Origin of the sequence: Duganella hordei (genome assembly GCF_040369125.1) — a bacterium.
Lineage (GTDB): Bacteria > Pseudomonadota > Gammaproteobacteria > Burkholderiales > Burkholderiaceae_D > Rugamonas > Rugamonas hordei.
In genome coordinates this window covers 1-14,204 of the sequence record NZ_BPWI01000010.1, presented here as the reverse complement: position 1 = coordinate 14,204, position 14,204 = coordinate 1, and the positions used below count along the sequence as shown (strand labels likewise).

Below are 14,204 nucleotides of genomic sequence, written 5' to 3'. Positions count from 1 at the left end.
AATGTCTCCGTATTTTTATTAATGCGAATGGCGGGGCACGGCCGAGCCGCGGTTGCCGACCAGGAAATCGAAGTCGCAGCCCTCGTCGGCCTGCAGCACGTGTTCGATGTACAGCTTCTGGTAGCCGGTCTTCGGACCCGGCGCGCTGCCGATGACGCGGGCAGCCTGGCGCTCGGCCATCTCCGCTTCCGAAATCTCCAGGTTCAGCAGGCCGCCGGCGCAGTCGAGCGTGATCCAGTCGCCATCCTTGACGATGCCCAGCGGGCCGCCGGCCATCGCTTCCGGCGCCACGTGCAGGACCACGGTGCCGTAGGCGGTACCGCTCATACGCGCATCCGAGATGCGGACCATGTCCTTCACGCCGGCCGCCAGCAGTTTCGGCGGCAGGCCCATATTCCCCACTTCGGCCATGCCCGGATAACCTTTCGGGCCGCAGTTCTTCATCACCAGTATCGAGCTGGCCTCGACGTCCAGGTCCGGATCGACGATGCGGCTCTTGTAATGCTCGAAGTCCTCGAACACCACGGCACGGCCGCGATGCTGCATCAGCTCCGGCGTGGCGGCCGACGGCTTCAGCACGGCGCCGCGCGGCGCCAGGTTGCCGCGCAGGATGCAGATGCCGCCATCCTTGAGCAGCGGATTCTCCAGCGGACGTATCACCTCGTCGTCGTAGATCGGCGCGTCCTTGCAGTTCTCCCACAGGCTCTTGCCGTTGACCGTCAACGCATCCGGATGCGGCACGAAATTGCCCTCGCCCATGCGACGGATCGCGCCGGGCAGGCCGCCGGCGTAGTAGAACTCTTCCATCAGGAAGCGGCCCGACGGCAGCAGGTCGACGATGGTCGGCGTGCCGCGGCCGACGCGGGTCCAGTCTTCCAGTTCCAGGTCGACGCCGATGCGGCCGGCGATGGCCTTCAGGTGGATCACGGCGTTGGTCGAACCGCCGATGGCGGCGTTGACGCGGATCGCGTTTTCAAAATTCTCGCGCTTGAGGATCTTCGACAGGTTCAGGCCTTCCTTCACCATCTCGACGATGCGGATGCCGGACATGTGCGCCAGGATGTAGCGGCGCGAATCGACGGCGGGAATGGCGGCGTTGTGCGGCAGCGTGGTGCCCAGCGCTTCGGCCATGCAGGCCATCGTCGAGGCGGTGCCCATGGTGTTGCAGGTGCCGGCCGAACGGGAGTGGCCCGATTCCGCCGACATGAATTCGTGCATGGTGATTTCGCCGGCCTTGACCTGCTCGTGCAGCTGCCACACGGCGGTGCCGGAGCCGATGTTCTTGCCGTTCAGCTTACCGTTCAGCATGGGGCCGCCGCTGACGACGATGGTCGGGATGTCGACGGAGGCCGCGCCCATCAGCAGCGCCGGCGTGGTCTTGTCGCAGCCGACCAGCAGCACGACGCCGTCCATCGGATTGCCGCGGATGGATTCTTCGACGTCCATGCTGGCCAGGTTACGGGTCAGCATGGCGGTGGGACGCAGGTTCGATTCGCCGTTGGAGAAAACCGGGAACTCGACCGGGAAGCCGCCGGCTTCGAGGATGCCGCGCTTGACGTGTTCCGCCAGCTTGCGGAAATGCGCATTGCAAGGAGTCAGTTCCGACCAGGTGTTGCAGATGCCGATGATGGGTTTGCCCTGGAATTCGTGATCAGGGATGCCCTGGTTCTTCATCCAGCTGCGGTACATGAAACCGTTTTTGTCCTGGGTGCCGAACCACTCGGCGGAGCGCAGCTTCACCTTTTTGTCATTTTCAGACATGAATATCTCCTCAGTATGTTCTTGTGCGGGGACGTGGATGTCATGCCCCCGCATCGATAAGGCATACTAAGTTGTAGTGAGATATCTTTCCAATAAATTATTATTCGACTTCGATACCCAAATCGATATCAGTCGGCGACGCCGAGGCGGTAGGCCATCACCGTCGTGTATTCCTCGCCGGGACGCAGGACCGTCGACGGGAAGCCCGGCTGGTTCGGCGAGTCCGGATAGTGCTGCGGTTCGAGGCAGAAGCCGCTGCGATGGCCGTAGATGCGGCCTTTTCCGCGCATGCCGTCATGCAAAAAGTTGCCACTATAGAACTGCACTCCCGGCTCCTGCGACAGCACTTCCAGCATCCGGCCGGACGCCGGGTCGACCACCCGCGCCACCACTTCCAGCGCGCCGGACTGCGATTTACTCAGCACGAAGTTGTGGTCGTAGCCCGAACCGTGGCGCAGTTGCTCATGCTCCTGCGCGATGCGGGCGCCGATGGCCTGCGGCGCGCGGAAGTCGAACGGCGTGCCGGCCACCGGCGCCAGTTCGCCGGTCGGGATCAAGCCGCCGTCGACCGGCGTGTAGGCATCGGCCGGTATCGTCAGCTCGTGCGACAGGATGTCGCCCTTGCCGGCCAGGTTGAAATACGCGTGGTTGGTCAGGTTGACCGGCGTCGCCTTGTCGGTGATTGCGTGGAAAGCGATACGCAATTCGTTATCGTTGCGCAGTTCGTAGATGACGGTCACTTCCAGATTGCCCGGGTAGCCCTGCTCGCCGTCCGCGCTCAGGTAGCTCAGGATCAGGCCCGCCGACTTGGGCGTGGCGAAGGTTTCGGCGTCCCACAGCCGGCGGTGAAAGCCTTCGCTGCCGCCGTGCAGGTGATTGGCGCCGTTGTTGACGTCGAGCTGATATGCCTCGCCGTCGAGCGTGAAGCGGCCGCCGGCGATGCGGTTGCCGTAGCGGCCGATCAGCGCGCCGAAGTAATGCGATTCGCCGAGGTAGTCGGCCAGGTTGTCGAAGCCGAGCGCCACGTCGGCCATGGCGCCGTCGCGGTCCGGCGCGTGCAGCTCGGCGATCACGCCGCCCAGGTTGCTGATTTTGGCGATCATGCCGTGGGCGTTGGTCAGGGTGAAAAGCGTGGCCTCACGGCCGTCCGGCAGGTGGCCGAAGGAAGATTCAGTGATGGTTGCTTGCGACATTCTGGACTTTCAAATGCACGACGGCCGGCGGAAATTTATCCGAGCCGGCCGCCGCATGTGTTCTATGGGTTCCCGCGCACGCGGGATGACGACATTAAGCCATCGACGGTTTTCCGAATACAGGCATACCCTGCCCGTCCCATTTCAGCGGTTTGACATAGGTGTGACGGTCCGGATTCCACAGCGGGTCGCCGATGATCTCGGTGTAGGTGCGTGCATGATAAACCAACATGACGGTTTCGCCATCATCGCCGACGGTAAAACTGTTATGACCGGGTCCGTAGACGCCGTGTTCGAAGCAGGTTTGCAGCACCGGTTGCGGGCTTTTGGTCCACGATGCCGGGTCCAGCGGGTCCGCGTCTTGGTCCGCCCACAGCAGGCCCATGGCGTAGTTTTCGTCGGTGGCGCTGGCCGAATAGCTGATGAAGATCTTGCCGTTCTTCTTCAGCACCGAAGGACCTTCGTTGACCCAGAAGCCGCGTATCTCCCAGTCGAACTCCGGTTTGCTCAGCATGACCGGCGGGCCGCCCAGCTGCCACGGCGTCTTCATCGGCGCGATGTAGAGGTTGGAATTGCCCTCGATGGCGACATCCTTCTGCGCCCACAGGTAGTACAGCTGCCCCTTGTGGGTGAAGGTGGTGGCGTCCAGGCAGAAGGTGTCGATGCCGGTGTCGACCTGCCCCATGAACTCCCACTCGCCTTCCAGGGGGTTGGCGTTGGCGTTGCGGATCGCGTACATGCGGTGCTGGAAAAGCTTGTGCTTGATCTCGCGGCTGGGTGCGGCGGCGAAGTACACATACCAGGCGCCGTCGTTGAAATGGAGCTCCGGCGCCCAAACCAGTTCGCTGTAGGGGCCCGTATCCGGCTTGTGCCAGACGTCGACCTTCTCCGCGTCCGCCAGGCCGGCGATGGTTTTCGCGCGGCGCAGCTCGATGCGGTCGTACTGCGGCACCGAGGCGGTGAAGTAGTAATAGCCGTCGCTGTGACGGATGATAAAGGGATCGGCGCGCTGTTCGATCAGCGGCTGCAATACATCGTTGCTTTCCATCTCTGCTTCCAAAAAATTAGACTGCCACATAGGATTGGACTCCCATCTGTTTCTTCACTTCCGTGTAGTACTCGTCGGTGACGCGGTATTTGAACATCAACAGGCCCATCACCGTATGGAAGAAGCCCGGTATCAGCGTCACCATCAGCACGATGCCGTGCAGCGCGAAGGCGGTCTGCTCGTGGTTCGGCTGATATTCAAAATAGGTCAGCAGCACGCCGACCAGCGCGCCGGCGATGCCCATGCCGGCCTTCTGGCACACCGAAATGCCGCCGAAGGCGAAGCCCGATACGCGCTTGCCGGTCTTGACCTGGCCGTAGTCGATGGTCTCGGCGATGGCCGACCAGAACACCGGCGCATGCAGGTCCACCACGAAGGACAGCAGGAAGTACAGCACAAAAGCCAGCATCACGTCGCCCGGCTTGACCGCGAAGTAGATCACGGCGCTGATGATGCCGACGCCGATCTGGGTCCAGCGGAACAGCTTGACCTTGCAATAGAACTTGGTGATCCAGGTCGAGGCGATCATCGACAGGATGGCCGCCACCACGCCGATCGACAGGAAGGTGGCGACGGTGGCGGTGTCGCCGCCCAGGTAGTACTTGGCATAGTAGATCGCCGCCGAGGCGCGCACCACGTAGCCGATGGTGCCGGTCACGCAGACGCCGCACAGGATCAGCCACTGGTCGTTTTTCAACAGCACCTTCAGCTGCGCCGGCAGCGATTGCCGCTGCACCACGTGGCGCACGCGCTCGGTGGTGGTGAAAAAGCAGAACAGGAACAGCGCGATGCCGATCACCGCCATCACCGCCATCGCGGCCTGGTAGCCGACGGCCGCGCTGCCGCCGCCCCAGCGCTCGGACAGGATGGGCACCACCACCGTCACCATGAAGGCGCCGATCTTGGCGAAGAACAGGCGGTAGCCGTTGGCCGACAGGCGCTGTTGCGGATCGTCGGTCAGGCTGCTGGGCAGCGAGATATAGGCGATGCCGACGCCGGAAGTCATCACCGTCATGATGATGTAGGTGGAATAAGCCCAGATCAGCTTTGCGCTGTAGGCCCAGTCGGGCGTGGTGAAGACGAAGAACACGCTGACGCCGTAGGGGATCGCCAGGAACAGCAGGTACGGGCGGTAGCGGCCCATGCGCGGACTGTCGTAGCGGTCGGTGATCTGGCCCATCACCAGGTCGGACAAGGCACCGATGAATTTGACGGCGACGAACAGCAAGGCCAGGTCCGAGGTTTTCAGGCCGTAGATATCGGTGTAGAAGAACGTGATGATCAACATCATCGACGAGATCACCACGTTCAGCGCCATGTCGCCGGCGCCGAAACCTACTTTTTCCAACAGCGACAACTTTTGATTCGACTTTTGATTCGACATCGATTACCTCTCAATGCCACATCCCCGCATGGGCGGGGACGTGGCGGTGTTAAGCAGCTGCCTTAGTTCTTCCAGCTCAGCGACAAGCCCACGGTGCGGTCATAGCGACGGGTATCGCGTGGGAAGATCACCGGGTCCTGCCAGTAGTCCTGATACTTGAAGTTCAGCAGGTTGGTACCGGTCAGGTTGACCGACAGCTGCGGCGTGATCTTGTAGCTCAGCGAGCCGTCCAGCGTCGACATCGCCGCCGCGATCAGGTCCTTGCCGGCCAGGTGCGCCGGATCCGGGGTGTCGCCATACAGCTGGGTGAACTTGGAGCGCCAGTTATACGCCAGGCGCGCGGACCAGCCCTGCTTTTCATACAGTCCGACGATGTTATAGGACAGCTTGGACATGCCGGCGAACGGCTTGTCTTCCAGTCCCGGCACCGCCGACGACGTCGCGCCGCCCTGCGAGAAGGTGACGTTGGCCTGCAGACCGAAGCCATTCAACCAGCCCGGCAGGCCATCGTAGAACTGCTGGTAGGCCAGTTCCAGACCTTGCAGGTGGCCCTTGTCGGTATTGAACGGACGGGTGGTCAGGTAGTTCACGCCCTGGAAGGTCTCCTGCACGCCCTTGCCCATGATGTAGCCGTCGAAGTTATGGCGGAACAGCGTACCGCTGACATAGCCGGTCGGGGCGAAGTACCATTCCAGCGTGCCGTCGAAGTTCTGCGCGGTGACCGGCTTCAGGTCCGGATTGCCGCCCGACGCCGTGGCCAGCGTGGTGGTGCCGTTCGAGTTGACGTAGGCGGTGGCCGGATTGAGCGCCGCGAAGTCGGGACGGGTCAGCGTCTTGGCATAGGCAAAGCGGGCCAGCAGGTCGGGCCGCAGCGTGACCTTGATGTTCGCGCTCGGCAGCACGTCGGTGTTGGAGTTGGACTTGCTGACCGGGACATACACCAGGCCACTGGAGGTCACGATGTTGTTGTTGGCCAGCAGATCGGCGTCGGTCTTGGTCACCCGCACGCCAAACACACCGTCGACCGGGATGCCACCCATGTCGAAGCCGATCTTGGCTTTGCCGTAGACGGCGATATTCTGCTCCTTATCCTGGAAGAAGGAGGCCGGATCCAGGGCCTTGGCGGCCGAACTGCCGGTGACGGCCTTGCGCACCACGCCGGTCTGGTCGATCATGAAGCCGGCGCAAGGGGTGCTCCACTTCGGCGTGCCATAGTTGACCGAGAACGGCTGGGTGGTGCACGACAGGCCCGGAATGCTGCCCATCGTCACGCCGGGAATGGCGCCCACGCTGCCTTCCAGCGACTTGATCGAGTCGGCGCGGCGTTCGCTGCCACGCACACCTATATTGAACTCCTTGAACAAGCCTTCCGCCTCCGGCGTGTAAGTCGCATCCGCGCGCCAGTCGGTGGAGCTGCCACGGTCATGGCCATAGCGGTCGAAGAACTGGAACAGGTAGATCTTGCTCGGATCGTTCAAGGCCGCGCCCTGGTACTGGGCGAACGCTCCGCCATCGACATTGGTCTTGATATGCACCTTGTCGACGTTCAGATTGGTGTCCAGGATGGGATTGACCCAGTCGAACGAGCTGGTGGTGCGCGATACTTCGGCGCTGGTGCGCAGACCCGGAGCGACCCGCCATTTTCCGCCGATCGCATACTGGGAGGCGATGCTTTCCGCGGCGCGCGCCTGGGTCGACAGGATGGTGAAGGCGTTGGTCGAGTCGATGGTGTCGGTCTGGTTGGTGCCCGGGATCTTGGTCACCTTGATCTGGTCCGGCGAGGTGGCCCATGGCAAGCCGACGAAGAAGTCGGTCTCGTCCTGGCCCTTGAGCGCCGAGTGCAGGCCTTCGGCATACAGCTCGACGTCGGCGTTCGGCTTCCATTGCAGGGCAAAGTTCTCGGCGATGCGCTTGCGCTGGCCGTAGATGTCCTGGATGCCGACCAGGTCCGGGCCCGTCAGATTCGGGGCGGCGAAGCTTTTATCGATCGGGAAGGTCTCGAAGCCGCGCTCCTCGTGGAAGTGGTTCTTGACGTAGGAGACGCCGAACAAGGCGCCAAATTCACCGGCGCCGGTCTTCCAGCGGTTGGAGATCATGCCCGAAGCTTCCGGATCGGTGGCGTTGGCCTTGTCGGTATTCTTCCCGCCCGCCTGGGCGCTGACCTGGAAGCCCTTGAAGTCGAATGGACGGTTGGTGCGCACGTCGATGGCGCCGGCGATGCCGCCTTCGATCATCTCGGCGCTTTGCGATTTATAGACGTCGGCGCGCTGCAGCATGGTCGACGGGATATCGGCCAGCTGGATGTAGCGGCCGGTGGTGGTGAACATCTCGCGGCCGTTGATGAAGGTCGAGATGAACGGCAGGCCGCGGATCAGCACCGTGTTGGCCTCGCCGGCGTCGCGCCGCACCTGGATGCCGCTGACGCGGGCCAGGGTCTCGGCGACGTTGGTGTCAGGGAATTTGCCGATATCGTCGGCAACGATGGAATCGATGACGTTGTCCGAGTCCTGCTTGATTTTCTGGGCGCTCTGGGCTGCCTTGCGCACGCCGGTGACCACCACCACGCTGTCGCTGGCTGGCGCGTCCTGCGCCAGTACCGGGAAAGCGCTCATCAGGCCGGCCGTGGCCAGTACTGCGACGCCGGTTTTTAAAACGAGGCGATGCTTCGCCTGGGACTCGCAAGTCCCGGATGTCAGATGTTTCATACGTCTCCTGTGTTATCTGTTTTATAGTTATGTTGCTGCGACTTCGGAATTCATCTTAGGGGCTGGGCAAAAAACAAACCAATCAATTTTTTGGGGTTTTTGATATCAAAAAAAGTATCGGAACGGGTGGCGTAAGTGAAAAAAAAAGCCCGCACAAGCGGGCTTTCATGATTTTTTCGCATATTGCTACTGGAACGCCACCTCGGTGAAACTGCGCAGCTTGCGACTGTGAAGTTTGTCCACGCCCAGCGCCCGCAGCAGTTCCAAAGCGCGGATGCCGATGCGTAAGTGCTGGTCAACCCGGTCGCGGTAAAACTGGTTGGCCATGCCCGGCAGCTTGATTTCTCCGTGCATAGGCTTGTCGCTCACACACAACAAAGTGCCATAGGGCACGCGGAAGCGGAAGCCGTTGGCGGCGATGGTGGCGCTTTCCATGTCCAGCGCGATTGCCCTGCTCTGGCTGAAACGGCGTTCCGGCGTGCGCTGCGGCAGCAGTTCCCAGTTGCGGTTGTCGGTGCTGGCGACGGTGCCGGTGCGCATGACGCGCTTCAGGTCGTGGCCGGTCAGCTGCGTCACCTCGGCCACCGCCGCCTCGATCGCCACCTGCACCTCGGCCAGCGGCGGGATCGGCACCCACAGCGGCAAGTCCTCGTCGAGCACGTGGTCTTCGCGCACATAGCCGTGCGCCAGCACGTAGTCGCCCAGTTCCTGCGTGTTGCGCAGGCCGGCGCAATGGCCCAGCATCAGCCACGCATGCGGACGCAGCACGGCGATGTGGTCGGTGATGGTCTTGGCGTTGGCCGGGCCGACGCCGATGTTGACCATCGAGATGCCGGTGCCGTCGGCGCGTATCAGGTGGTAGCCAGGCATCTGCGGCAGGCGCGGCAGCGGCGCGCCCAGCGCATCGCCCGCCTCCACCGCCTGGCCGACGCGGCGCGTGACCAGGTTGCCCGGCTCGACAAAGGCGATGTAGTCGTCGCCCGGCGCGGTGGACGCCAGCGCCATCAGCTCATGGCCCAGCTTGACGAATTCGTCGATGTAGAACTGGTAATTGGTGAACAGCACGAACTTCTGGAAGTGCTCGCAGGACGTGCCGGTGTAGTGGCGCAGGCGCTGCAGCGAGTAGTCGACGCGCGGCGCCGTGAACAGCGCCAGCGGATGCGCCTCGCCCGGCGGCGGCTCGTGTGTGCCGTTGGCGATGCCGTCGTCCATCGCGGCGAGATTCGGCAAATCGAATACATCGCGCATCAACAACCGCCGTTCGGCGCTCATATTGCCTTCAATGTGCTCGTGCTCGGCAAACGAGAAATGAATCGGGATCGGCTGCGCGCTGGTGCCGACCTCGATCCGCAACTGGTGCTTGCCGTGATTTTTCAACAGCAGCTTGAATTGCTGCTGGTAGTAGCGGGCATACAGGTCGGGCCGCGTCAGCGTGGTTTCGTAGGTGCCGGGGCCGGCGACGAAACCGAAGGCCAGCGTGGAATCGGCGCGGGCCACGGTGTCGGTATGGACGCGGACAAAGGGATAGCAGGCGCGCACGTGCTCGCCGACATCCTCGCCGGCGACAAAGCGTTTCATGGCGTCGCGCAGGTGCGCGATGTTGGCATCGTAGATGGCGCGGACTTGCTCATAAGCGGCAATCGGATCGTCAAATTGCATGGGGGCGATAAACGGGCGGCTCGGTGACATGCGACTCCTTCGGTGCAAGGGGAAGATCCCATATTTCTTATTGTAAAGGCTGTAAGCGGAACTTGCATTCTTCCTCTATGGGAACCAACTGACGTACCGTACAATGACAGCGCCAACACAAAATAAAGTATCAGCATGAACGACCCAGTATCGCTACACATTTCCCAATCGCACCCGGATGTTCTTTACGGTAAGCCGCAAGGCGAGCTGTTGCGCGAGGAGATACTGGCCGACCTGCTGGAAGCCAGCGCCGCGCGCGATCCCGACCAGCTCGCCTTGATTTTCGGCGAGCGCAAGCTGACTTATCGCGAACTGAACGCGCAGGCCGACCTGGTGGCGTCGCGGCTGATCGACGCGGGCGTGCGGCCGGGACAGATCGTCGGACTGTGGCTGCCACGCGGCATCGAGCTGCTGGTGCTGCAAGCCGGCATCGCCAAGGCCAGCGCCGCCTGGCTGCCGGTCGACGAAGACACGCCGGTCGACCGCCTGCAAGTGTGCCTCGACGACGCGCAAGGCGCCGGCGTGCTGACCTGCGCCGCCTTCGCTCCGCGCCTGGCCGCGCTGGCCGATTTCGACCGGCCCGTGTGGACCGCCGAGGCGCTGCTGGCCGCGCCCGCGGCCGATGCCGTGTTATCCCGCCGCGGCGCCGTGTCGCCGGACGTGCCGGCCTATGTGATCTACACCTCCGGCTCGACCGGCAAGCCGAAAGGCATCCTGATCACCCAGCGCAGCATCTGCCACTTCCTGCGCAGCGAGAACGAAGTGCTGGGTGTGCGCGCCGCCGACAAGGTGTACCAGGGCTTCTCGGTCGCCTTCGACATGTCGTTCGAGGAAATCTGGATCGCCTACCTGGTCGGCGCCACGCTGTGGATAGGTCCCAAGGAAATCAGCGGCGACCCGGAAACGCTGCCGCGCATGCTGGATGAAAACCAGGTCACCGTGCTGCACGCCGTGCCCACGCTGCTGGCGCTGTTCAATCAGGAAGTACCGAGCCTGCGCCTGATTAACCTCGGCGGCGAGATGTGCCCGGAATCGCTGGTGGAGCGCTGGTCGCGCGCGGGCCGCCAGATGTTCAACACCTACGGCCCGACCGAAGCGACGGTGTCGGCCAGCCTGGCGCGCCTGCAGCCCGGCCACCCGGTCACGATCGGCACGCCGCTGCCGAACTACGGCCTGCTGGTGATCGATGCGAACACGGAATCTGAAGGAAAAGGGGAATTGCGCCTGCTGCCGCGCGGCGAGATCGGCGAGTTGTGCATCACCGGCCCGGGCCTGGCGGCCGGCTACCTCGGCCGCCCCGACCTGACGGCAGAAAAATTCCTGGCCAATCCCTGGTCCAGCGGCGTGCACGACGCGCGGCTGTACCGCACCGGCGACCTCGCGCGCATCGGCGCCGACGGCGAAGTGGTGTGCCTGGGCCGCGCCGACGACCAGGTCAAGATACGCGGCTTCCGCGTCGAACTGGGCGAGATCGAAGCGCTGCTGGCGCAGCAGCCGGGCGTTGGCACCGTCGCCGTCCTGCTGCGCAAGGACGACGGCATCGACCAGTTGGTGGCCTACATCGTGCCCGATGCCGGCGTCGAAATCGACACCAGAGCGCTGCGCGCCGGCCTGGCCGCCAAGCTGCCGCCCTACATGGTCCCCAGCCGCTACGAAATGCAGGAAGCCATGCCGCGCCTGACCTCCGGCAAAATCGACCGCAAGGCCTTGAAGGCAATGCCTTTGAGCGCGCCGTCGGCCGGCAGCGCCGAAGATTCCGACCTGCCCGAGACGCCGGCCGAGGCGGCGCTGTTCGCCGCGCTATCCACGCTGTTCCCCGGCCAGCCCATCCTGCGCAACGCCGACTTCTTCACCGACCTTGGCGGCCACTCCTTCTTCGCCGCGCGCCTGGCTTCCGCCTTGCGCGCCGATCCGCGCTTCGCCCACATCACCGTGCGCGACATCTACCAGCAGCGCCAGGTCGGCAAGATCGCGCAAGTGCTGGCCGACGCGCCGAAGGCCGCCGAGCAGGAAGCCGACTGGACGCCGCCCTCCGCGATCAAGCGCTGGACCTGCGGCCTGGCGCAAGCGGTCGCCATGCCGGCGTTGGTGGCACTGCGCATGGCGCAGTGGCTGGCGCCGTTCTTCACCTACCACTTCTTCACCGGCGATCCCGGCGACTCGGTGCCGCGCGCGATCGCCGCGTCGGTCGGTGTGTTCCTGCTTGCCACGGTCATGGAATTTGCCATCGCCATCGCCGGCAAATGGCTGATCGCCGGCCGCCTGCAGGCGGGCAGCTATCCGCTGTGGGGCATCACCTACTACCGCTGGTGGCTGGCGGACCGGCTGGTCGAATCGGCGCCGGCCTATCTGTTGAGCGGTTCCTCGCTCAACGCCTGGTGGCTGCGCGCGCTGGGCGCCAAGGTCGGCAAGGAAGTCATCATCGGCTCGATGACGCTGCGTTCGCCGGATCTGCTGACCATCGGCGACAACGTCAGCATCGGCAACGCCGTCAATTTCGAGAACGCCCGCGTGCAGCGCGGCCGCCTGCTGCTCGGCCGGATCACGCTGGAGGACGACGCCTGCGTCAGCTCCTTCGCTATTTTGGAAGGCAATACGCATGTCGAAGCGCTGGGCCATCTTGAAGGCCAATCCGCGCTGGGCGACGGCGGCCGCGTACCGGCGGGCCGCGTCTGGGCCGGTTCTCCAGCGCGCGACATGGGGCCTTTCGACACCACGCGCCTGCCGCCGCGCCCACAAGCCAGCGCCGCGCGCCGCATGGGCGAAGGCGTGTTCTTCGTGTTCGGCATCCTGCTGATCGTCACGCTGTTCTTCATGCCGGTGTTCCCCAGCTTCGTGCTGATCGACTGGTTCGACGAAGCCGGCTGGCTGCCGTGGATACAGGGCGACGACATGCGCATCCGCCTGCTGCGCTACTTCCTGCTGGCCTTCCCCGCCAGCACGGTGTTGATCATCCTGACGGCGCTGCTGTCGGCCGGCATCCGCTGGAGCGTGCTGCCCCGCTTGCAGCCCGGCCGTTCGGCGATCCACAGCAATACCTACTGCGCCAAGTGGCTGGTCAGCCAGATCCAGGAATCGAGCCTGAACGTTTTGCACGGCATCTACGCCACCGTGTTCGCGCCGTACTGGTATCGCCTGCTGGGCGCCAAGGTCGGCAAGGATGCAGAGATCTCCACCGCGCTCGGCGTGGTGCCGGACATGCTGACCCTCGGCGACGAAACCTTCATCGCCGACGCGGTCATGCTGGGCGACGAGGAGATCGACGGCGGCTGGATGATCATGCAGCCGACCGTGATATCGCACCGCAGCTTCGTCGGCAATGGCGCCTATATCCCTGACGGCACGGTGCTGCCCGAGCACGTGCTGATCGGCGTGCATTCGCGCGCGCCGGACAACGACCAGATGAAGAGCGGCGACACCTGGCTGGGTTCCCCGCCGATCAACCTGCCGGCGCGCGAGCAGACCAGCGGCTATCCGGAATGGCTGACCTTCCATCCGTCGCCGATGCGCCGCCTGGGCCGCGGCCTGATCGAAGCGTTCCGCATCGTCGCGCCGCATGCGCTGGTGATCGCGGTCGGCTACACGCTGGTGCTGGCGGTGATGCCGGCCGCCGGCGCCGGCCGCTGGGCCGAGGTGACATGGGACTTGACCTTGGCCGGCCTGGGCTACGGCATCGGCAACTACGTCTTCGTGGTGCTGCTGAAATGGCTGCTGATCGGCCGCTATCGCAAGCAATCGGAGCCGATGTGGACGCCGTTCGTGTGGTTGTCGGAAGGCGTGACCAACCTGTACGAGGGCATCGCCGTGCCCAACTTCATGCGCTACCTGCGCGGCACGCCGTGGCTGCCGCTGGCGTTCAACCTGCTCGGTTCGCGCATCGGCAAGGGCGTGTACCTGGACACCACCGACATCACGGAATTCGACTGCGTGCACATCGGCGATCACAGCGAGCTGAATGCACTGACCTGCCCGCAGACGCACCTGTTCGAGGACCGCGTGATGAAGATCGACCATGTCACCATCGGCGAGCGCGTGTACATGGGGCCGCGCAGTGCGGTGCTGTACAGCGCCGTCGTCGGCGACAACGCCCGCCTCGGCGCGCTGACGCTGGTGATGAAGGGCGAGCAGATTCCCGCCAACGGCTACTGGTCCGGCTGCCCGGCCGCGCCGGCGCAATGACCCCGGCACTGGCCGTCCACCTCTGGCCCGGCCCCGTGCCGGCTGCGCCGGACGGTGTGTGCGTCATCGGCATAAAGGCGGGGTCAGTAAAGGCGGGGTCAGTTCCGGCAATCGTAAAGGCGGGGTCAGTTCCGGCAATCGGACATGAGCTGAGCTCATGTCCGATTGCCGGAACTGACCCCGCCTTTATCCGCTCGGCCCAGCGTGCCAACCTCCCGCGCGCGGCGCGCGAGGTGCTGGCCGCG

General features: G+C 64.0%; 7 protein-coding genes. 1 reads left to right on the top strand and 6 read right to left on the bottom strand.

Translation table 11 applies throughout. The features are described 5' to 3' along the window. Nucleotides 1-18 precede the first annotated feature (18 nt). The 6 genes from ABWW33_RS21535 to ABWW33_RS21510 all read right to left on the bottom strand — a co-directional run bounded on the left by ABWW33_RS21535 (nt 19) and on the right by ABWW33_RS21510 (nt 9,780). Complete coding sequence (locus tag ABWW33_RS21535) at nt 19-1,761, bottom strand: IlvD/Edd family dehydratase (protein ID WP_176651450.1); 1,743 nt, start codon at nt 1,759-1,761, stop codon at nt 19-21. Between the two features lie 128 nt (nt 1,762-1,889). Then, nucleotides 1,890-2,954 (bottom strand): aldose epimerase family protein, encoded by a 1,065-nt coding sequence (locus ABWW33_RS21530; protein WP_353403691.1) that lies wholly within the window; start codon nt 2,952-2,954, stop codon nt 1,890-1,892. Nucleotides 2,955-3,048: 94 nt separating this feature from the next. After that, a complete protein-coding gene (locus ABWW33_RS21525; protein ID WP_353403690.1) occupies nt 3,049-4,002 on the bottom strand; it encodes a glycoside hydrolase family 43 protein in 954 nt (317 codons plus the stop codon). Nucleotides 4,003-4,018: 16 nt separating this feature from the next. Further along, the gene (locus ABWW33_RS21520; RefSeq protein WP_353403689.1) at nt 4,019-5,386 is read right to left on the bottom strand and encodes an MFS transporter; all 1,368 of its coding nucleotides are present in this window, start codon (nt 5,384-5,386) and stop codon (nt 4,019-4,021) included. A 62-nt stretch (nt 5,387-5,448) separates the two neighbouring features. Next, nucleotides 5,449-8,091 (bottom strand): TonB-dependent receptor, encoded by a 2,643-nt coding sequence (locus ABWW33_RS21515; protein WP_353403688.1) that lies wholly within the window; start codon nt 8,089-8,091, stop codon nt 5,449-5,451. A 186-nt stretch (nt 8,092-8,277) separates the two neighbouring features. Then, nucleotides 8,278-9,780, bottom strand: a complete 1,503-nt coding sequence (locus tag ABWW33_RS21510) for an AMP nucleosidase (RefSeq protein ID WP_176651455.1) — start codon at nt 9,778-9,780, stop codon at nt 8,278-8,280. A gap of 135 nt (nt 9,781-9,915) precedes the next feature. On the opposite strand from ABWW33_RS21510, the gene ABWW33_RS21505 reads away from it, so the two are divergent. Next, nucleotides 9,916-13,959, top strand: a complete 4,044-nt coding sequence (locus ABWW33_RS21505) for a Pls/PosA family non-ribosomal peptide synthetase (RefSeq protein ID WP_353403687.1) — start codon at nt 9,916-9,918, stop codon at nt 13,957-13,959. Nucleotides 13,960-14,204 lie beyond the last annotated feature (245 nt).